The 20,580-nt window shown below is 70.9% G+C and carries 15 protein-coding genes; 3 read left to right on the top strand and 12 right to left on the bottom strand.

The genetic code is table 11. The features are described from left to right. Position 1: 1 nt before the first annotated feature. The 5 genes from AB0K03_RS21080 to AB0K03_RS21060 all read right to left on the bottom strand — a co-directional run bounded on the left by AB0K03_RS21080 (position 2) and on the right by AB0K03_RS21060 (position 4,576). Positions 2-805 (bottom strand): SCO2525 family SAM-dependent methyltransferase, encoded by an 804-nt coding sequence (locus AB0K03_RS21080; RefSeq protein ID WP_364687337.1) that lies wholly within the window; start codon positions 803-805, stop codon positions 2-4. A 380-nt stretch (positions 806-1,185) separates the two neighbouring features. Beyond that, a complete protein-coding gene (locus AB0K03_RS21075) occupies positions 1,186-1,896 on the bottom strand; it encodes an ABC transporter permease (protein WP_364687335.1) in 711 nt (236 codons plus the stop codon). 1 nt (position 1,897) lies between these two features. Beyond that, the gene (locus AB0K03_RS21070; RefSeq protein WP_364687333.1) at positions 1,898-2,809 is read right to left on the bottom strand and encodes an ABC transporter ATP-binding protein; all 912 of its coding nucleotides are present in this window, start codon (positions 2,807-2,809) and stop codon (positions 1,898-1,900) included. Continuing rightward, the gene (locus AB0K03_RS21065) at positions 2,806-3,669 is read right to left on the bottom strand and encodes an ABC transporter permease (protein WP_364687331.1); all 864 of its coding nucleotides are present in this window, start codon (positions 3,667-3,669) and stop codon (positions 2,806-2,808) included. The genes AB0K03_RS21070 and AB0K03_RS21065 overlap by 4 nt, the downstream gene beginning before the upstream one ends. Then, on the bottom strand, positions 3,662-4,576 hold the full coding sequence (locus AB0K03_RS21060) for an ABC transporter ATP-binding protein (protein ID WP_364687329.1): 915 nt from the start codon (positions 4,574-4,576) through the stop codon (positions 3,662-3,664). Before AB0K03_RS21060 ends, AB0K03_RS21065 begins: the two co-directional genes overlap by 8 nt. A gap of 152 nt (positions 4,577-4,728) precedes the next feature. Between AB0K03_RS21060 and AB0K03_RS21055 the strand changes: the two genes are divergently transcribed. After that, positions 4,729-5,412, top strand: a complete 684-nt coding sequence (locus AB0K03_RS21055) for a response regulator transcription factor (RefSeq protein ID WP_364687327.1) — start codon at positions 4,729-4,731, stop codon at positions 5,410-5,412. On the opposite strand, the gene AB0K03_RS21050 is transcribed toward AB0K03_RS21055, so the two are convergent. After that, the gene (locus AB0K03_RS21050) at positions 5,390-6,529 is read right to left on the bottom strand and encodes a monooxygenase (protein ID WP_364687325.1); all 1,140 of its coding nucleotides are present in this window, start codon (positions 6,527-6,529) and stop codon (positions 5,390-5,392) included. The genes AB0K03_RS21055 and AB0K03_RS21050 overlap by 23 nt on opposite strands. Before the next feature lie 222 nt (positions 6,530-6,751). Here AB0K03_RS21050 and AB0K03_RS21045 point away from each other — a divergent pair, with 222 nt between their 5' ends. Next, positions 6,752-8,887: an MMPL family transporter gene (locus AB0K03_RS21045; RefSeq protein ID WP_364687323.1), complete on the top strand. Its 2,136-nt coding sequence runs from the start codon at positions 6,752-6,754 to the stop codon at positions 8,885-8,887. 51 nt (positions 8,888-8,938) lie between these two features. Here AB0K03_RS21045 and AB0K03_RS21040 read toward each other — a convergent pair whose 3' ends face one another. The 3 genes from AB0K03_RS21040 to ppc form a co-directional block, all read right to left on the bottom strand. Next, positions 8,939-10,279 carry a HAMP domain-containing sensor histidine kinase gene (locus AB0K03_RS21040; protein WP_364687321.1) on the bottom strand — a complete coding sequence of 447 codons (1,341 nt, stop codon included), beginning with the start codon at positions 10,277-10,279 and terminating at the stop codon, positions 8,939-8,941. A gap of 56 nt (positions 10,280-10,335) precedes the next feature. After that, positions 10,336-11,037 (bottom strand): response regulator transcription factor, encoded by a 702-nt coding sequence (locus AB0K03_RS21035; RefSeq protein ID WP_364687319.1) that lies wholly within the window; start codon positions 11,035-11,037, stop codon positions 10,336-10,338. A 92-nt stretch (positions 11,038-11,129) separates the two neighbouring features. Further along, positions 11,130-13,925 (bottom strand): phosphoenolpyruvate carboxylase, encoded by a 2,796-nt coding sequence (gene ppc / locus AB0K03_RS21030; RefSeq protein ID WP_364687317.1) that lies wholly within the window; start codon positions 13,923-13,925, stop codon positions 11,130-11,132. Positions 13,926-14,105: 180 nt separating this feature from the next. On the opposite strand from ppc, the gene AB0K03_RS21025 reads away from it, so the two are divergent. Beyond that, positions 14,106-15,680, top strand: coding sequence for a lysyl oxidase family protein (locus AB0K03_RS21025; protein WP_364687315.1), 1,575 nt, complete (start codon positions 14,106-14,108; stop codon positions 15,678-15,680). Between the two features lie 15 nt (positions 15,681-15,695). Here the strand turns inward: AB0K03_RS21025 and AB0K03_RS21020 are convergent, their stop codons facing one another. The 3 genes from AB0K03_RS21020 to AB0K03_RS21010 are packed head-to-tail and all read right to left on the bottom strand — an operon-like array spanning position 15,696 to position 20,538. Continuing rightward, positions 15,696-16,757, bottom strand: coding sequence for a glycoside hydrolase family 6 protein (locus AB0K03_RS21020; protein ID WP_364687313.1), 1,062 nt, complete (start codon positions 16,755-16,757; stop codon positions 15,696-15,698). Then, positions 16,757-18,706 (bottom strand): galactose oxidase-like domain-containing protein, encoded by a 1,950-nt coding sequence (locus AB0K03_RS21015; protein ID WP_364687311.1) that lies wholly within the window; start codon positions 18,704-18,706, stop codon positions 16,757-16,759. Before AB0K03_RS21015 ends, AB0K03_RS21020 begins: the two co-directional genes overlap by 1 nt. Then, positions 18,703-20,538, bottom strand: a complete 1,836-nt coding sequence (locus AB0K03_RS21010) for a glycosyltransferase family 2 protein (protein WP_364687309.1) — start codon at positions 20,536-20,538, stop codon at positions 18,703-18,705. The genes AB0K03_RS21015 and AB0K03_RS21010 overlap by 4 nt, the downstream gene beginning before the upstream one ends. Positions 20,539-20,580 lie beyond the last annotated feature (42 nt).

Here is a 20,580-nt window from a genome sequence, read left to right as displayed (position 1 = left end):
GCTACTTCTTCCCTGCGCGGCCGGTGACGACGATCATCCCTGCGTAACCGGACCGCACCTCAGTGTCCTCGATGGTCTCCAGCTTCACATCGTGCGCGATCTCGGCAAAGCTCCGTCTGATATCCGACTCATCGACCGGGCAAGCCGGATAGTCGCGTCCACCGACCCGGTAGCCCGACGAGTCCTTCATGAACGCGGCGGCGAACGGCGCCTTCACCTTCAGCGAACCGACGAATGAGGTGATCGCCCTGCGGAACTCCTTGTTCATCGTGGTGATCGACTCCGCCACGAAGAACATCGTCCCCAGGTTGTACTCCGCGGTCGGTAGCGCGAAGACGTCGCCCTCCTCGACGTGGGCCCGGCGCCGCAGCGCCTGCCGGAAGTCGGAGACATCCTCATAGGTCTTGCGGCCGCCGCTGATCACCCGCCAGAAGTCGGTCCACGAGGGGGCCGGATGCTCGATCTGGTCCTTGAGCCAGAGCCGGTTGCTCTCCGCCCGTTCGCTCAGCAGGACGTCCTCGGCGAACGGAAGCATGGCCAGCGCCGGATAGAGGTTGGCCCCTGCGCCGGCGTCAATGGCGCGACCGCCCGTCGGATAGACCCGGCACGTTTCGGCGAAGTGGCGCGCGATGATCCGGGCGATCTCGATGTCGGCTTGGCGGGCCGTCGAGTAGTTGTGCTCGAAGTAGGAGGCGGAGTCGAAGTGGTCCCAGTCGCAGTCCGCGTTGGCGACGTCCCGCACGGTGGCTCCGCCGTAGAGCACAGGGGTGATCGCGGCGGGTGGTCGTGCGGCGGGGTGGGTCACTGTGGATCCTCCGGCTTCGGCGAGCTGCGTCACACGACCGGTGCCTCAGACGCCCGTCCGCGGGCGGATTATCCCGTCGTCAGGTCTGTGTGGCAAACATTGCCGCGCGAAGGAGCTCTTCTCAGAATAGGACGTGCCCACGAGGGAACGACCCGGAACGGCGAACGGATTTACGACGCCGGTCATCATCGGACGCCGCCCGCGGAGTGCGGGCCGCTTTTCGCCATAAAACGCATGAACGTGACGGAACGATGCGTCGTTACAGGGTTTATGTCCGAAAGGCAGGCATAAGAGTCTTCAGTCACGGACTGTAATTGGCCGTCCGTTCGAGGTGCCCCGTCCGGGTGCCCGCCCGATCGGGGGACGGGCACCCGGATCACTCAACTCGTCTCGCCGGCCATGGAGAACGACCGCAGCCGGTCCACCGCCGCCAGTGCGCAACCCAGCGCGAAGATCACCGCCATCACCACCGCCACCGTCAGGGAGACCTTGGACTCCAGCAGGCCGGTCGGGGAGATCTTGTCCGCGATCGTGATCACGTACTGCTGGATGGAGAGCACCCGGGTCCCGCTCACGAACTGGCCGAGCAGGCCCTCCCACACCAGGATGTAGACCAGCCCGAGCAGCACCGGGCGCCGGGTCAGCAGGCTCAGCAGCAGGAACAGCGCCGAGTAGGCGACCGCGCCCACCGCCGCCGCCACCGCGAGGCCCGCGCCCAGCTGTGCCGAGTCCGCGAGCAGGCCGGCGACGAACAGTGGCACCGCCGCGGTGAGCGCGCTGACCACGACCGCCACGCCCAGCTTCGCGAGGATGATGTCGCGGCGGGGCAGCGGCTTGGTGAGGATGTGCACGATCGTGCCGTCGTCGATCTCCGAGCCGAGCACGCCGGTGCCGACGATGAGCGACACCACCGGCAGGACGACCGCCAGGCCCAGCCCGACGATCACCGGGGTGCCCCAGTCCGACGGCCGGACGTCGTACGCGCGGCAGAGCGCGGCCAGCCCGACCAGCAGCAGCGGCAGGGGCAGCAGGAGCAGGGCCCGGCGGCGGCCGAACAGGCCCCGGGCCGTGATCCAGGCGACTGTCGACATGTCAGGCCTCCAGCAGGTAGGAGAAGACGCTCTCCAGGGATTCGTCGGACGGGATCAGCTTGCGCAGGCGGATGCCCGAGTCCAGGGCGATGCGGGGCAGGGCTCGGGTGAAGCTGCCGTAGTCGGAGGCCCGTACCGTCATGCCGGTGGCGTCGATCTCCACGCCGCTGACCGACTTCTCCGCGATCAGCGCCACCGCCAGCCGGCGGTCGTCGGACGACTGGACCGCGAAGACGTGCGGCCGGTTGGTCATCAGCCGGCGGATCCTGCGGTAGTCGCCGGACGCCGCGAGGCGGCCCGCGACGATCACCTGGACCGTGCCGGAGACCTGTTCGACCTCCTCGAGGATGTGCGAGCTGAACAGGATCGTGTGGCCTCGGTCGCCCAGGTCGTGCAGCAGCGCCATCATGTGCATCCGCTGGCGCGGGTCCATGCCGTTGAACGGCTCGTCCAGCAGCAGCACCTGCGGGTTGTGCACCAGCGCGGCCGCGACCCGGGTGCGCTGCCGCATGCCCTTGGAGTACGTCTCGATGCGGCGGTCGGCGGCCGGGACCATCTCGACCATCTCCAGCGCCCAGTCGGTGGCCGCCTTCGGATCGGGCAGCTTCTGCATCTTGGCCGAGGCCATGACGAACTCGCGGGCGGTCAGGAAGCCGTGCACGGCCTCGCGTTCGGCCACCAGGCCCAGCCGGCGGTAGATCTCCGGGTTGCGCCAGGTGGGGGAGCCGTCGATGGTGACCGTGCCCCGCGACGGCGCCAGGAAGCCGGCCATCATGTGCAGCACGGTGGTCTTGCCGGCGCCGTTCGGGCCGAGTAGGCCCGTCACGCCCGGGGCCAGGCTCATGCTGATGTCGTTGACGGCGACCACGTTGCCGTACCAGCGCGACACGTTCTGCAGGTCCACTGTGGTCACAGCGCGGCCACCCTCCGGTAGCGGGCCAGTAGGAGCAGCAGGCACGCCGCGATCAGCGTGACCGCCTCGATCGCGTACACCGGGCCGAAGTTGCCCACGTTCATGCCGGTGTTCGCGGTCGGGATCAGCCACTGGCCGATCCCGCTGATCAGCGTCATCGGGCTGGCGAGCCCGGCAAGCTGCTGCGCGTCCGAGGACGGCAGGATGGACAGCACGCCCACCACCGGCGTGGTCATCAGGAACACCGCGACGATGCCGCCGGCGGCGAACGCCCGCTTGCCGGTCAGCGACGCGATGAGCAGGCCGATCCCGGTGAACAGCAACGCCCACAGCAGGCTGTAGCCCCACCCGGGCACCAGGTCGCCCAGCTCGTTCCAGACGTCGGACATGCCCTTCTTGGTGGTGAAGGCGGCGCCCAGGAACATGATGAACTGGGGTACGGCCAGCAGCGCCCAGATCGCGGTCACCATGGCGGCCACCTTGGCCCCCACGTAGTCCGCCGCGCGCAACGGGCGGCTGAAGTACAGCGGCAGCACCCCGGCACGCAGGTCGCGGGAGACCAGCTCCGGCGCGACGATGGCGGCGAAGAAGATGATCAGCCAGCTCATCGCGTCGGCGAACCCGATGTAGGTGAGCGGCACGATGCCCGTCTGGGAACGGACCGCCGCGAGGATCACCGCGACCAGCGTGACGATCCCGACGACCAGCCAGGGGAAGATCTTCGCCTTCGCGGAGCGGCCGAGGCCGAACGCGGCCCGCAGACCGTGCACGTAGATCGCGCCGAAGACCGCCCCGCGGCCCAGCCGGCGCCCGGTGTAACGCTGGTAACCGATGTCATGGATGACGCTCGCCTCAGGCATCGGCGGTCTCCCTCGGTGCGAAGAGTTCGGCCACCCGGTGGCGGCGCTGGTCGAGGCGGTGCAGCGGGAGGTCGAGATCGGCGACTGCCCGCAGGATCCGGTCGTACGTGTCCTCGTGGTCCAGCGGCACGAGCAGCAGCCGCCCGTCGGACTGCGCGGTCAGGCCCAGCCGGGTCAGCGCCTCGGCGAGCTCCTCCGTACCCTCCGAGACCTCGACCGCGAGCACGTCGCTGGCCTCCGTCATGGCCGAGATCCGGTCGGCGCGCAGCAGCCGGCCGCCCTCGATCGCGACGAGCGAGTCGCAGATCCGCTCGACCTCGCCGAGCAGGTGCGAACAGACCACGACCGAGATGCCGAACTCGGTGCCGATGCGGTGGATGAGCGCGAGCATGGCGTCCCGCCCCGCCGGGTCCAGCCCGTTCGTCGGCTCGTCCAGCAGCAGCAGGTCGGGGTCGTGCACCAGCGCCTGGGCCAGCTTCACCCGCTGCTTCATGCCGGTGGAGTAGCCGCCGATCTGCCGGTACCGCTCCTCGTAGAGGCCCACGTGGCGCAGCGCCTCGGAGGCCCGCTCGCGGGCGGCGGTGGCCGGCAGGCCGCTGATCCGCCCGAGGTGCGTGACGAACTCGGCCGCGGACACGTCCGGCGGCAGCGCGTCGTGCTCGGGCATGTAGCCGACCTTCGCCCGTACCCGGTCCGGGTCGACCGTGGGGTCGATGCCGAAGACCCGCACCTCGCCGCCGGACGGCGGGATCAGGCCCAGCAGGATCTTGATGAAGGTCGACTTGCCGGCGCCGTTGGCGCCGACCAGTCCGATGATCCCGGGCTCGACGGAGACGGTCAGGTCGTGCAGGGCGGTCACCCGCCCGCCGTACGTCTTGGTCAACCCTTGGGTAACGATGAGGCTCACGGTGGTCAGCCTAGGGAGACGTGTCACGTCCGCGGATCAGGTAAGACCCCGACTCGCCCCTGAGACCCTGGCAAACAATCTAACGGTCGTCTCAGGTTTGCTCGCTATGAAGAGGGCTGGACCGTCCGCGCAACCTCGAAAGGCGGCCGTTCATGATCTCCGTGCTCGTGGTGGACGCCCAGCCTCTGCAGCGCTTCGGGTTTCGCATGCTGCTGGAGAGCACCCCCGACACCGAGATCGTCGGCGAGGCCGGGAACGGCGCCGAGGCCGTGCGCTGCACCAGCGAGCTGCATCCCGACGTGGTGCTGATGGACATCCGCATGCCGGGCGTCGACGGGATCGAGGCCACCCGGCGCATCGCCGCCGCCGGTGGGCGTTCGCGGATCCTGGTGCTGACGACGGTCGACATGGACCGGTACGCGTTCGCCGCGCTGCGGGCCGGGGCGAGCGGTTTCCTGTTCAAGGACATCCGCCCGGAGGAGGTGCTCGCCGGCATCCGGGCCGTCGCCGCCGGGGACGCGGTGATCGCGCCGGCGCTGACCCGGCGGATGCTCGACGCGTTCGCCGACCGGCTCGACGATGACCTCTGCGGGCCCGTGCGGGAGGATCCCCGGCTGGGCTTCCTGACCGGCCGCGAGCGCGAGATCCTCATCGCCGTCGGCCAGGGCCTCACCAACCGCGAGATAGCGCAACGGTTCACGCTGTCGGAGTCGACGGTGAAGACCCACGTCGGGCGGGTCCTCGCCAAGACCGGCGCCCGGGACCGGATCCAGGCCGTCATCCTCGCCCACGACCTGAGACTCGGCCGGCCGGTCAGCGGGGGGAGACCATCATGATGCCGATGCACATCTCGTCGCTGGTGCCGTCGCCCCACACCACGTAGCGCGGCGGCAGCTTGCTGAGCTGCGGCACTCGTTTGCGCAGCCCCGCGTCGTGCGTACATGTCACCCGCAGCGTGTCCCCGGGACCGACCTCCACCGGCGACGGCAGCTTCATCAGCCGCTGGTCGTCGAAGTCGAACTGCGGCACGTCCAGCACGACCCGGGCCTTCGGCGTACCCGGGTTGAGCTCGACCTTCAAGGACCGCCCGAGCATGTGCATGTGGCCGAAACCGGCGTACAGGGTCATCGGCGCCTCCACCTTGTGATCGCAGGTCTGGGTGTCACCGGGCTTCGGCACGCCCCGGCCGCACTCCTGCACCTGACGGTCCGCCATGTCGCCGACGTCCGCCCCGAACCGCTTGGTCACGTCCGCGATCGAGGCCGCCCGGTCGCAGAGCGGACCCGACTCGTCGGCGGCGCAGGGCAGGTCGGTCGGTGCGTCGAGGGGCCACGTCTCGAGTACCCGGGTCCGGGGAGTGCCGTCCGTCAGCCGCAGCCGCACCGCCGAGCGGTCCGACCCGGTCGGCTTGCCGCCGGTCGCGAGCAGGTTGTAGTGGATCTGGAGGATGACCAGGCTGCCCGGGTCCAGCCGGAAGCCGGCGTCCTGGTCGAGCAGCGTCTCCGTCGCGCCCGGCGCCCAGGTGTCCACCCACGCCGCGTCCCCCTCTTCGACCTCGGCGCCGGGGACGCCGGTCCCGCCGAAACACTGCCACCCGAGACCGGCGGTCTTCGCGTCCTGCTCGCGTACCGCGGCAGCGCCGCCCGGCGGCACCACGTACACGATGGCGTGATGCGCGATGGCGACGTTCTCCGGGGTGAATTGGGTCCCGGTCAGGAACGCCGCCTTGGTCAGGCCGGGATCGATCACCTGGCACCGGTACTCGTCCGAGCCGCCGCCCCGCGGCGGCGCGGGCGTGTAGGCCCCGGCCATCTTCAGGTCGACGAACCGCTCGCCGGCGCGTAGCGGCTGCGGTGGAGCCGACGACCCGCCCGCGTGCGCGCTGTGCGGGCCGGGCGCCGCACTCTTGTCGGGGTCCGACCCGCAGGCGGCGACGACGGCGAACGCCGTCACCAGCGTCATGGTGGCCGCCCCGAGCCTCCACCGTGGACTTCCGGAATCACTCATAGCCCGAAACTAGGACCGATTCCGTCCCGCTTCGTCGTGCTGCGGTCGTCAATCCCGGGAGGAAGGCGGTACCGCGGTACCACCTCGTCCATTAACGGTCGTCTCAGATTCGCTCGGTACGAAGTCGGCATCAGCTGAGCGATGCAGCTCGTACCGAGGAGGCTATTGATGGAAATGAATGCAGCGCCGGCCGGTCGGTGGGCCGGCCGGTGGGTGCCGTGGTTGGTGATCGGCTTGTGGATCGCCCTGGCGGCGGTCATGGTGCCGTTGAGCGGAAAGTTGAGCTCGGTCACCACCGACAAAGCCGTGGACATGCTGCCCGCCAGTGCCGAGTCCACCAAGGTGGCGGCGCTGGAGGACAGTCTCCCCGGCGGCGAGGACAACACGTTCGTCTTCGTCTACCACCGCGCCGGCGCCTTGACCGACGCCGACCGTGCCACGGTCGAGCGTCACTACGACACCCTTGCCAAGCGGTACCCGCCGAAGACGGCTGCTTCCGGCGATGAGGAGGACGACGGCCCGCCGACGAGGCTGTCCACCGACGGCAAGGCGATGGTGTTCACCCTCGACGTGAGCACGACCTACGGCGCAGCGGAGACCCTCGTCGGCCCGTTGCGTGACGCCGCGAAGGACCGCCCCGCCGGCCTGGAGCTCGAGGTGACCGGCCCGGCCGCGATCGACGGCGACATGGACGCCGTCTTCGACGGCATCGACCTGCAGGTCTTCCTCACCACCGTCATCGTCGTCACGGTCCTGCTCGTGCTCACTTACCGCAGCCCGGTGTTGTGGTTCGTCCCACTGGTGGTCGTGGGCGTGGCCGCGCTGACCTCGATGGCGACCGTCTATCTGCTCGTCAAGGGCTTCGGCATCGTGGTCAACGACCAGAACTCGGCGCTGCTGACGATCCTGGTGTTCGGCGTCGGCACTGACTACGCGCTGTTGCTCATCGCTCGATATCGAGAGACGCTGCATCACCACGAGAACGTCCGGGTCGCGATGATCCACGCGCTGCGCGGCGCCGCGCCGGCCATCATCGCGTCCGCGGCCACCGTGGTCGCGGGCCTGCTCTGCCTGCTCGCCGCGGACCTGAACGACACCAGCGGGCTGGGCCCGATCGGCGCGGCCGGCATCCTGTGCGCGCTGGTGGCCATGCTGACGCTGTTCCCGGCGGTGCTCGTGGTGCTCGGCAGGCGGATCTTCTGGCCGGCCATCCCGCGGTTCAGCGCGGCCCCACAGGAGAAGCCGGGGCTGTGGGGACGGCTCGGCGCCGCCATCAACCGCCGCCGGTGGGTGGCGACGCTCGGCTCGATCGGCATCCTCGGCGTGCTCTGCGTCGGGCTGACGGGCAACACCGGCGCCCTGCGGGAGCAGGACCAGTTCTTGAACGCGCCGGAGTCGGTCACCGGCTTCACCGTTCTCCGCCGGCACTTCCCGGAGCTCGGCGGCCAGCCGATGACGATCTACGCGCGGCCGGCGTACCGGGACCGGGTGGTCGACGTCGTCAAGCGCACTCCCGGCGTGGCAACGGCCGTCCCGGGCGAGACCGTCCGAGGCTGGACCGACATCTCCGTGTTCCCGACCGATGCCCCGGACACCCCCGCGGAGTACGACACCATCAAGCGGGTACGCACCGCCGTGCATGCGGTGAACGGGGCGGAGGCGATCGTCGGCGGGCCGAGCGCGGAGCACCTCGACACCGAGGCGACCACCAGCCGCGACGAGAAGGTGGTGATCCCGCTGGTGCTCGCCGTCGTCCTGATCGTCCTCGGGCTGCTGCTCCGGGCGATCGTGGCCCCGCTGGTCCTGATGGCCACCGTGATCGTCTCGTTCGCCGCGGCCTTCGGCGGCAGCGTGTTCGTCTTCGACACGATCCTCGGATTCAAGGGCGTCGACTATTCGGTGCCGCTGCTGGCCTTCCTGTTCCTGGTGGCGCTCGGCGTCGACTACAACATCTTCCTGGCCAGCCGGGCCCGGGAGGAGGCCGTGCGTCTCGGCACCCGAGAGGGCATGCTGAAGGCCTTGTCGGCCACGGGCGGCGTCATCACCTCGGCGGGGTTGATCCTGGCGGCCACGTTCGCGGTGCTCGTCTCACTTCCGCTGGTGATGCTGGTCGAGGTCGGGTTCCTGGTCGCCTTCGGCGTGCTGCTCGACGCCCTGCTGGTGCGGTCGGTCCTGGTGCCCGCCCTCACCCTGCTGCTCGGCCGGCGGATCTGGTGGCCGAGCCGGCTGTCCCGGCCGACGGCGGAGCCGCCGAAGGGGCACCAGCCGCTCGCCGACGAGGAGGAGCTCGCGCTGCAACGGTGAGCGCGGCGGCACGAACGAGATCCGGGATGGGGCCCACGCCCCCTCCCGGATCTATCGGGTGGTGGGTGCCGCGGCCGGAAGGTCGACCAGGAGCAGCGCGCCACCGCGTGCGGAGCGGCCGGCGGTGACGCGGCCGCCGTGGGCGTCGACGACCCGCTGAACGATCGACAGTCCCAGACCGGACCCCGGCAAGGCCCGGGCGCTGTCGGCACGGTAGAACCGGTCGAACACCCGCGGTACGTCGGCGTCATCGATGCCCGGCCCGGCGTCGTCGACCTCGAGCACCGCCGACGTGCCCTCGGCCCGGAGCCGGACCTGGACCGGCACGCCCGCGGGGGACCACTTGCCGGCGTTGTCGATGAGGTTGAGCACCGCTCGCCGGAGCGCGGCGGGACGCCCGCTCACCCGCACGGGGGTCACGTCGAGCGCGAGATCCAGGTCGGGCATGCGGGAACGCGCCTGGGTCGCGGCGGCAACCACCACGTCGGCGAGGTCGACCAGCTCGGTGCTCTCGTCGCTGACGTCGCCGCGGGCCAGGTCGGTCAGCTCGGCGGCGAGGGTGCTCAGCTCGGCCACCTGGGCGCCGAGATCGTTGAGCAGCCGGGTCCGGCTCTCCGCCGAGAGGGACGTGTCGAGGGTGCCGCGCCGGTCCAGCCGGACGAGCAGCTCGATGTTGAGGCGCAGGCTGGTCAGCGGTGTCTTGAGCTCGTGGGCGGCGTCCTCGGCGAGCAGCCGCTGGGCCCGCCGGGAGTCCCGGAGCGCGGCGAGCATGTCGTTGATCGCCTGGATCAGCCGCCGGATCTCCCCACCACCCTCGTCCGGGATGTCGGCGTCGAGATCCCGGGTCTGCGCGACCCGGACCGCGGCGGCGGTCAGCCGGTCGATCGGTGCCAGCCCGGCCCGCGCCACGGTCCGCCCGACGAGGCCGCCGCCGGCCACGCAGAGCAGCCCGATCAGCAGCATGCCGAACCCGAACTGGTTGACCGGGCTGTCGTCGGCGGCGTGGGCCACCTGCACCGCGCCGTCGCCCGCCCGCAGCGTGTAGATGACGTAGCCGTCCTCGTCGCTGTCGATCGACTCCATCAGGTCCGTCGCCGCGCCCTGCGCCACGCGCCCGGCGTGCTCGCTGACGGGGGGCAGCGCGGGTTGGCCGGTCGGCGTCCGGGTCGAGCCGTCGGGCAGGATGACCCGCACCAGCCGGCCGGATCCGGGATACGGCGGTAGCGGGACCTGCGCCAGACCGGCTTGCTCCGCGTTCGTCGCCAGGACGCGGGAATCGGCGCGCAGCTGTTTCTCAGCGGTTTTCTGCAGCTCCCAGCCCAGCAGCTCGCTGGCCACCTGAAAGGCCACGAACACGCTGACCGCGATCGCTGTCGCCGCGATCACGGTCATCCTGGTCCGCAGGGACCGCCGGCGCCACCATCGGGTCAGCCGGCGGGGTTTCCCGCTCACGGAGGTGTCTCGCGCAACGTGTACCCCAGACCCCGCAGCGTGTAGATCAATCGTGGCTCACCCTCGGCCTCCAGCTTGCGGCGCAGGTAGCTCACGTACACCTGGAGGTTGTTGGCGGTGGCGCTCATGTCGAAGCCCCAGATCGCCTCGAACAGCGCGTCGCGGGTCAGGACCCGGGTCGCGTTGCGGACGAGGACCTGGAGAAGGGAGAACTCGGTCCGGGTCAGCCGCAGCGGCCGTTCGTTCCGCCACGCCTCGAACCTGTCGGGATCGAGCCGGACGTCGGCGAACGACAGGATCTGCGACTCCCCGTCGGCCGGCGTGCGCCGGCGCAGCAAGGCCCGCACCCGGGCCAGCAACTCCTCGGTGGCGAACGGCTTGGGCAGGTAGTCGTCGGCGCCCGCGTCCAGCCCCGCGACCCGATCGGAGACCTGGTCCCGGGCGGTCAGCATCAGTACCGGCACATCCCGGCCCGCGGCCCGCAACCGCCGGCAGGTCTCCAACCCACCGAGGCGGGGCATCATCACGTCGAGGATCAGCAGGTCCAGCGTGTCGCCGCCGGCCCCACCGACCTCGTCGAGCACGGCGAGACCGTTGGCGGCGGTGCCGGTGTCGTAACCCTCGACCTGGAGCACGCGCTCCAGCGACTCACGGATGGCCGCGTCATCATCCGCGATCATGATTCGCACGCCGACCATTCTCCGCGATCAACCTGAGGCCAGCATTAGAGACGCAGCACAAAGGCCGGGCCCCTCGAAGGGTGCCCGGCCTTTTCCCGTACGCCGGAAGGTCAGCCGGTGTTGCGCATGCCGGCGGCGATGCCGTTGACCGTGGTGAGCAGGGCCCGCTCCAGCGCGGTGGAGTCCGACGGGGCGCGGCGGGCGCCGGGTGCCGTCGGGAGCTGGCGGTCGGCCTCGCCGAGGTCGCGGTACTGCCGGAGGAGGGCGACCTGCAGGTGGTGCAGGGGCTCGAGGTACGTGTCGCGCACGTTCAGGGTTCGCGACAGCTCCGGCTGCGAGGCCAGCAGATCCTCGTGCCCGGTGATGGCGAGGACCTCCTCGACCGTCTTGGCGTACTCCTGCTCGATGGTGGCGAAGATCGGCTGCAGGGCCGGCGGCACCAGCGTCTCGACGTAGCGCCGCGCGATGGTGAGGTCGGTCTTCGTCAGCATCATCTCCACGTTCGAGATGAACGTGCGGAAGAACTGCCAGTTGGCGTACATCTCGTGCAGCGAGTCGCCCTGGCCCGCCTCGCGCACCGCGGCCAGGCCGGTGCCGACGCCGAACCAGCCCGGCACGATCTGCCGGGTCTGGGTCCAGCCGAACACCCACGGGATGGCGCGCAGGCCGCCGAGACCGGCGTCGGCGTTGGGCCGCTTCGCCGGGCGGGAGCCGATGTTCAGCGCGCCGAGCAGCTCCGTCGGGGTCGCCGCCCAGAAGTACGCCGGCAGGTCCGGGTTCTCGACGAGCGACCGGTAGCGCTTGAAGGCGGCGCCGGAGGCGGTGTCCATGGCCGCGTCCCAGCGCTTGAGCGAGGCGGCGTCCACCGACGGCTCGGTGTGCAGCAGCGTCGCCTGCAGCACCGCGGCGACGGTGAGCTCGAGGTTCTCGCGGGCCAGCGCCGGCAGCGTGTACTTGTCGGAGATGACCTCGCCCTGCTCGGTGACCTTGATGGCGCCGTCGAGGGTGCCGTACGGCTGGGCCAGGATCGCCTCGTGGGTGGGGCCGCCACCGCGACCGACCGTGCCGCCGCGGCCGTGGAACAGCCGCAGCCGTACGCCGTGCCGGGCCGCCACGTCCCGCAGCGCGCGCTGCGCCTTGTGGATCGACCACTGGCTGGTGGTGATGCCGGCCTCCTTGTTGCTGTCGGAGTAGCCGAGCATGACCTCCTGCAGGTCGCCGCGGGCCCGGACGATCTCCCGGTACGCCGGGAGCGACAGCATCTCGTCCAGCAGGTCGCCGCCGGCGTCGAGCTCGGCGGGGGTCTCGAGCAGCGGCACGATGCCGATGCGCGCCCGCGAGGTGTGGATGTCGATGAGGCCGGCCTCGCGGGCCAGCACCGCCGCGGCCAGCACGTCGTCCACGCCGAGGGTCATCGAGATGATGTACGACTCGATGACGTCGGCGCCGAACCGGTCCTGCGCGTCGCGGATCGTGCCGAAGACGTCGAACGTCTTGCGCGCCGACTCGGTGAGCGGGACGTCCGCAGCCGCCAGCGGGCGCCGGCCGGTCAGTTCGGTGGCGAGCAGCTTGGTGCGCTCCTCGCGGCTCAGCGCGGCGTAGTCGTCGACCTCGCCGACCTGCGCGAACATCTGGGTCAGCACCTCGTGGTGCTTCTCGGCGTGCTCGCGTACGTCGAGCGTGGCCAGCTGCAGGCCGAAGGCGGAGACCGCGCGGATCGCCGAGGCCACCGTGCCGACCGCGGTGAGCTGGCCGGAGTTGCGGGCCAGCGACGCCCGGATGAGCTCGAGGTCGGCGATCAGCTCGTCGCTGCCCAGGTAGTCGCGGCCGGGCACGTGGGCGGTGCCCTGGCGCAGGCGCTGCCGGGTGTTGGCGAGCTTCGCCTTCACGCAGCGCACCTTCAGCCGGTACGGCTCTTCGGCGTTCGTGCGCCGGAACCGCGGCGCCACCTCGGGCAGCGCGTCCAGGTCCGCCGCGAGGCTGGCCGAGAGGTCGAGGGAGACCCCGCGCAGCCGCCGGGACACCGACAGCTCGTCGATGAGCGCGTCCATCGCCGCCTCGGTGGCCTGGATGCCGTGCTCGTGCTGGATGATCAGCACGTCGCGGGTGACCGCCGGGGTGACGAACGGGTTGCCGTCGCGGTCGCCGCCGATCCACGAGCCGAAGGTCAGCGGGCGCGCGGTGGGCGCGGTCTCCACGCCGAGCTGGCGCAGCGTCTCGGCGAGGTCGTCGAGGACCTGCGGCGCGGCCTCGGCGTACAGGTCCTTGAGGTAGTAGACGGCGTTGCGGGCCTCGTCCGTCGGGTCCGGCCGGTCGAGGCGCAGCTCGTCGGTCTGCCACAGCAGGTCGATCAGCTCGGCGAAGCGGCGGGTCGAGGCGGTGGTGTCCGTGGCGCCGTACAGCACGGCGGCGCTCGCCTCGGCGTCCAGGGAGTCGGCGAGCTGGCGCAGCTTCGACAGGATCGAGCGCCGGGCGGCCTCGGTGGGGTGCGCGGTGAAGACCGGCCGTACGGCCAGCCGGCGCGCGGCTGCGGCGATCTCGTCGGCCGGCACGCCCTTCTCGGCGATGAGCTTGGCGGCCTGGTCCAGCCAGCCGCCGTCGCGGGCCCGGCGCCGGCGCAGGTCGCGGGCGCGGTGCACCTGCTCGGTGATGTTCGCCAGGTGGAAGTAGGTGGAGAACGCCCGGGCCAGCTTGGTGCCGGTCGTGACGTCCATCGCGGCGAGGCGCTCGGCGGCGGCCGGGGCGTCCGCGCGCACCAGCGCGCGGACCTCCTCGACCAGGTCGAGCAGCGGCTTGCCCTCCTGCCGGGCGAGGGTCTGACCCAGCAGCGTGCCGATGCGGCGGATGTCCGCGCGCAGGGCGGCGTCGGGCCCGTCGGGGTCGAGCTGGCCGTGGTGGTCTGACACCGGGGCGCTCCTTTGCATGTTCGCAAGACGTGCGGAGGACGGCGCTGTCCCGACTCCCCGCGATCGTATCGGTGCGGTGCCCCGGCTGGTTGATTTGAGGCAAGTCTCATAGCGCCTTACGTCTGCTTCACACCTTTCCGGTTTACCTGAGCGCCACCAAACCTCTGGGGAGGAAAAAGCATGACAAGCAGGACCCGACTGCTCACGGCCGGTGCCGTGACCGCGGCCGTCGCCCTCGCCGGCGCCGGGGTGGGCATCGCCAGCGCGGCAGCCGACCCTCCGCCGCTGGCCTTCTCGCTGGCCACGCCCAACGTGACGGCGGAGCGCTACGTCTACGGCGACGAGGCGTACCTGTACCTGGACCTCGGCGTGAACGTCATCGCGGGCAAGGACCCGTTCGAGATCCGGGCGACCCGCAAGTCGTACGCGGACCCCATCGTGGCGCAGCAGTACGTGGTGAAGAACGGCAAGCGCAAGGCGGTGACCCTGCCGGCCGGGATGGTCACCGACTGGAACGGGCTCAAGGACTTCACCACGGTCACCATCAAGGACGCCGCCGGCGCCGAGGTGGCGAACTTCCAGACCGACTTCTGCCCGAACGACTACAGCTCCACGCGGACCCGGCGCGACGCTCCGGCCGACACGCCGTACCCGCAGGGCTGCAATGGCTACAACCCGTTCAATCTGGGCGCGGTGTGGGGCATCCAGGCCGGCTGGAACGCCGGGACCGCGAGCATGCCTAACCGGGAGAACTTCGACCTGCCCGCCGGCTCGTACACCGCGACGGTCAGCCTGAACCAGAAGTACCGCGACTACTTCAAGATCCCTGCCGACCAGGCCACCGCGCAGGTCAACCTCACGGTCGAGACCGTCAGCGAGGACGAGCGGGGCGTCGGGGCGGCGAAGGCGCGGGTCCAGGCGGCCAAGGCCGGTGACGACACGTCCGCGAAGGTCGCCAAGGCCGAGCACGGCGAGCACGCCGGCCAGGGCGACGCCGCGCTGCAGGTGTCGGCGTACGACCCGGACTTCCGGCCGCCGGCGAAGGCGCCGAAGGCGGTCAAGCTCTCGAAGATCGCTCAGGGACCGCGTCCCGACCTGCGTTCGCTGCCCGCGTGGGGCATCTCGATGTCGGAGGAGGACGGCAAGACGTTCGTCAACTTCGGCGCCACCGTGTGGAACGCCGGCACCTCGCCGCTGCTGGTCGACGGCTTCCGGCGCACCGGCACCGAACTGATGGACGCGTACCAGTACTTCTTCGACGCCAAGGGTAAGGAGGTCGGCTCGGTCGAGGCCGGCACGATGGAGTGGGACGCCCGCGAGGGGCACCGGCACTGGCACTTCACCGACTTCGCGCAGTACAACCTGCTCGGCGCCGACAAGAAGCTCGCCGTGCGCAGCGGCAAGGAAGCGTTCTGCCTGGCCAACACCGACGCGGTCGACTACACGATCCCGAACGCCAAGTGGCGCCCGGAGAACACCGACCTCTCCAGCTCCTGCGGGCAGAACACGGCCGTCGCGGTGCGCGAGGTGCTCGACATCGGCAACGGTGACACCTACACCCAGGCCCGGCCGGGACAGTCCTTCGAGGTCACCGACCTGCCGAACGGCACCTACTACATCGAGGTCAAGGCCAACCCGTCGAACAAGCTCGCCGAGCTGAGCACGACGAACAACACCGCCCTGCGGGAGATCCGCCTCGGCGGCACCCCGGGCGCCCGCACCCTCGAGGTGCCGTCGGTGCACGGCCTGGACTGATCCACAGCACCGGTTTCACCGGGCGAGTTCGAGGGCGTAGCCGGGCCACCACTGGCCGGCCGCGGGAGCGTCGTTCCCGCACGCGCCGTCGGACTCGCCCGGCCGTTTCACCCACAGGTACGCGTCCACGAGAGCGACGCCGGTCCGGGTGGTCGGCGGGTCGCCGAGGGACCGGCCGGACGGATTGCACCAGTGCCGGTCCCCGGCGCCCTTCTGCGCCGGCCCGTTGCCGTTGCGGCTGGTGTCCACGACGAAGTGGGCGCCGCCCAGCAGCCCGGACAGCCGCAGCCCGTACGCGACGTTGTCCGCGGTCGTCTCGAAGTTCGCCACGTTGAGCGAGAACCCGGACGCCCGCGCGATGCCCGACCTTCGCAGCGCCGGGATGAGCCGGCCGGGATCGGTGATCCACGTCGGGTTCCCCGCATCGAGATAGACGTGCACGCCCGGGATCGCCCGGAGCGCGCCGACTGCCTCGGCCAGCAGCGCGTAGCGCTCCCGGGCGCCGTCCTCTCCGAGACAGCCCTGGACCGCCTGGGGTATCGCGTCCGGCTCCAGCACGATCAGCGCCTCGTGGCCCTGCAGCGCCGCCGCTATCGCGCGTACCCAGGCCCGGTAGGCCTCCCCGTCGGCGGCGCCGCCCGCCGACTGGCCCGAGCAGTCGCGGCCGGGGATGTTGTAGAGCGTCAGCACCGGCAGCCGGCCGGCCGCCGCCGCGGCCGTGACCAGCTGCCGGGCCCGCTCGGCGTAACCGGGCTCGGCGTCGGCGAACCAGGTGGCGGCCGGCCGGTCGGCGATCCGCCGGATCGCCGCGGCGTCGGCCGTGCGGCCGGTGGCCTCCCATTCGCGGACCTGCTCGGCGGCGGCCCCGTTCGGATCCACGTAGAGCTCCCGGCCGGCGACGCGCCCGCTCCGCGCGGGGGCGGGCGCGCTGACCTGGACCGCGGCCGTGCCGACCACCACCGGGGACTCCTCGCCGCGCATCGAGAGCACCACGATGGCGGCGAGGACGACGACCAGCGCCAGGCAGGCGGCCGGCAGCGGCCACCGGCGGCCCGCCGGCACGGCGTGCCGGGACATCAGCGCACCCGGATCCAGCGGCCCACCGACGGCACGCCCTCGGCATCGGTGAGGAACAGCATGTACCAGCCGGAGGGCACGAGGCCACGGGTCTTGGGGACGCTCAGCGCCACGCCGCCGGTCGCCGGCGTGATGTCGAGCGCGACCGACCGCTGGTCCAGGTCGGTCACGTGGGTGACCGCGCTGGGCCGGACGAGCCGGGCCGTGCGGACCCGGCCGGCGTCCGGGGTGGCCACCGCGAACGTCGTGCCGCGCTGCACCGCCTCCGGCGCGCCGCCGATCACCGGACGGTCGCCCTTGAACAGGTACGGCGGGGAGAACACCTCGATCCGCTGCTCGAACGTGCCCGGGTTGCGCCCGCTGGGGTCGTACAGCGGGTCGGAGCCCATCGTGATGACCCGCCCGTCGGGCAGCAGCAGCGCCTCCGAGTGGTAGTTGCGGCCGACCGTGGACTCCGCGGCGGTCTCGAACTTGCCGGAGCCCGGCCGGTAGATCTGCGCGTTGAACAAGTCGCTGCGCGTCTTGTTGCCGTAGCGGCCGCCGCGATAGCCGGACGAGCCGCCGGTGGTGAAGACGGTGTCGTCGGGCAGGATCACCGTGCTCAGGTAGCGCGCCGGGTGCGGCAGGTCGGGACCCGGTTCGTAGACCGGCATCGGCTCGTCCAGGTCCGCGATGGCGGTCCGCGCGGTGGACACCGCCGACTCGCCGACCTTGCCGCCGCCGAAGATCATGACCTTCTGGTCCTGGGCCGGCGGCAGCAGCACCGACGAGCTGGTCTCCGTCATCCGCGGGTCCTTCAGGCCGGGAACCTCCTTGAACGTGTTGTTCTTCAGGTTCCACAGGCCCGGCGTACGGCCCTCGGTGTCCGAGCCGTAGCCGGCGTTCGAGCCGGAGAAGAACAGCTTGCCGTCCTTCATCAGGTGCAGCGCCGGGTACGTCGGGAAGACCCGCTTGAGCTCCGGGGCGTCCACCCAGCGCCGCTGGTCCTTGAGGTAGCGCTCGTTGTGCCCGGGCAGCATCCGGCCGAACTCGTCGAGGCCGGAGACGGCGAGCACGTCACCGCCGGGCATCTCGGCGAGCGTCGGGTACCAGCGGCTCTTCACCATGTCCCCGGTGCGCACGTAGCGCTCCGTCCGCGGGTCGAACTCGTACGACGTCTTGTCCCCGCCGTACTCCTGCTTCTCCCGGGTGATCTTGTCGGCGAGCCCGTAGATGTTCTGCTTGTCCGCGCCCGTCAAACCGGCGACGGTGTACTGCGCCGGGTGGTCGACGATCGGCCCGTCGCCCTCCTCCACGGCGTCCACCCAGACCTCGGCGGCGCCGGCGTGGGTCATCACCTCGGTGCCGTGCTTCATGGTCGTGGCGGCCGGCACGGTCAGGTCGGCGCGGGTCCGGTACGCGGTCCCGTCGGCGGAGAACAGCGTCGTGCCCTTCGGGAACGTCCGCGGGCCGCCGGTCGCCGACTCGTTCTTGATCTTCATCACGCCGGCCGCGTGGGTGATGTTCTTCTCCAGCACCTCGTACGACTTCGTGCCGCCGGCGATCAGCAGGTTGCCGTTGGGCAGGAACGTGTGCCCGGCGCAGAACACGTCCGTCGGCGTCGGCACCTCGGAGAAGGAGTCCTTCGCCGGGTCGTACAGGACGGTTCGGAAGGTGCCCGCCTCGAAGTTGTCCCGGTTGTTGCCGCTGCCCGCGACGATGAGCACCTTGCCGGTGTTCAGCAGCGCCGCGTGGATCGCGTTGACCCGGAAGCCCTGCGGCACGGGCAGGCGCGACCAGTGGCCGTACTTCTGCTTGTACGACTCCCGGTTGATGCTGAAGTCGTGCAGGGCGTCCGCGCCGAACGCGACCATCGGCCGGTTCACGAACACGAGCACGCTGAGCACGATCAGGCCGATGCCGGCGCTCAGCAGGCGGCGGGGCGTCGAGGTGCGGGGACGGGGCTTCATGCGTACGTCTCCACGGGTGCTTCGGTCTCCTTCTGCTGCGGGGTCACCGGCGGAGGGGTCCGCCGGCCGGTTCTGCGGCGCCGGTATTCCTGGCCGGCCCAGATGGCCGGCGGCGCGAGACAGACGATCAGGTTGAGGCCGGGCCACAGCCACATCGCGCCGTCGACGTGACCGCCGATCGGTGCGGCGATCAGCAGCGCGACGTAGAAGGCGGCCCAGCGCAGGCTCTGCTGGAAGGTGAGCAGCCGGTCCGGGCTGGCCGAGTCGCCCTTCGGCGTCACCACGAAGCCGGCCTTGCGGCGCAGCAGAGCCCCGATGTACGAGGACACGTAGATCGGCGTGGACAGCGTCGAGATGACCATGCCGGCCAGCCCGGACGACCCGGCCTCCTCGTGCGGGCTGGTGTTGTGCCGCCGGTTCCACAGGTACAGCCCGATCTGGAACAGGGCGGCGTCCACGTACAGCATCAGCCAGACCTCGGCCGGCACCTGGACGCCCTTGGCGCCGAGCACGAGGTAGCAGACGGCGTTCACGGCGCCGAGCAGCCAGGCCAGCGCGGTCAGCGGGTAGTACGACATCAGCAGCGCGTAGTGCAGCCCGCGGCGGAACCCGAGCCGCCATGCGAACCGCCAGAACGACCGGACGACGACCTCGTCGGTGCCCCGCGACCACCGGTGCTGCTGGGTGAAGTAGTCGGTCCAGGACGACGGCCCCTCACCGACCGCCAGCACGTCCGGCGTGTAGACGGACCGCCACCGCTTTCCCGTCCCGGCGTTGCGTCCACTGTGCACGACCAGGCTCGTGGCCATGTCCTCGGTGATCGAGTCCTGCAGGCCGCCGATGCTGCGCAGCGCGGAGATGCGTACGGCGTTGTTGGTGCCGACCAGCATCGAGATGCCGAGGCGGTTGCCGGCGCGCTGCAGCAGCGAGTGGAACAGGTACTGCTGCGACTCGGCCCAGCGCGTGACGACGTTGTCGTAGTTGCCGTAGATCTGCGGCCCGACGACGAACGCGACGTCCGGGTCACGGAAGTAGCCGAGCAGCCGCTCGCAGAAGTTCGGCATCGGCACGTGGTCCGGGTCCACCGACACGAAGACGTCGTAGTCGTCGCCGTGCGCGTCCACCCAGGAGTTGTAGTTGCCGTGCTTCGTCTTCGCCTTGTACGCGCCGGCCTCGGTGTTGTACCGCGCGATGCCCTTGCGGCTGAAGTGTTTCACGCCGATGCGGGCGCACATGGCCTCCACGTCGTCGTCGTCGCCCTCGTCCAGCAGCCACACGTCGTACGGCCCGGAGTGCCGGATCGCCTTCGCCGCGCGCAGGGTCCGCTCGACCATCTCGACCGGTTCCTTGCCCGGCACGATCGTGGTCAGGAACGCCACCCGCAGGCGGGGGTCCGGGACCATCGGCACCGGGTCGCGGGCCCAGAGCGTCGCCAGGCACAGGGTCACCACGTTGACGAGCCGGAACAGCTCGATCAGGGCGGTCGCCACGATCATGAACATCGTGGCCGCGTACAGCCACAGGTACAGGCCGGGGTCGGGCACCTCCAGCGACGACAGCAGCCAGCCGAAGAAGGTGCTCTCGAAGGCGAACGCGAACAGCGTGATCAACACGGTCAGCACCGGGCGGCGGCGGGCCAGCGGGCGCATCCGTACGCGCTGCGCGCCGTCGCCCTCGGGAAGCTCGGCGGGCCCGGCCAGCACGCTGTAGCCGCTGTACTCGTACTTGCCGGGCAACAGCACGGTCGGGGCGGTGAGAGCCCGCGTGAGCGCCTGGTCGGCGGGGGTTCTCGGCGCGGGGATCTCGGCGGAAGGGTGGGCAGGGTCGCGCATGGCGTCCTCTCACATCGGACCCGGGCATGGCAACGGGCGCCG

It is taken from the genome of Actinoplanes sp. NPDC049316, assembly GCF_040677315.1.
Lineage (GTDB): Bacteria > Actinomycetota > Actinomycetes > Mycobacteriales > Micromonosporaceae > Actinoplanes.
Note: the sequence above shows the minus strand (reverse complement) of the source record. Positions and strands in the feature narration are given on the sequence as shown.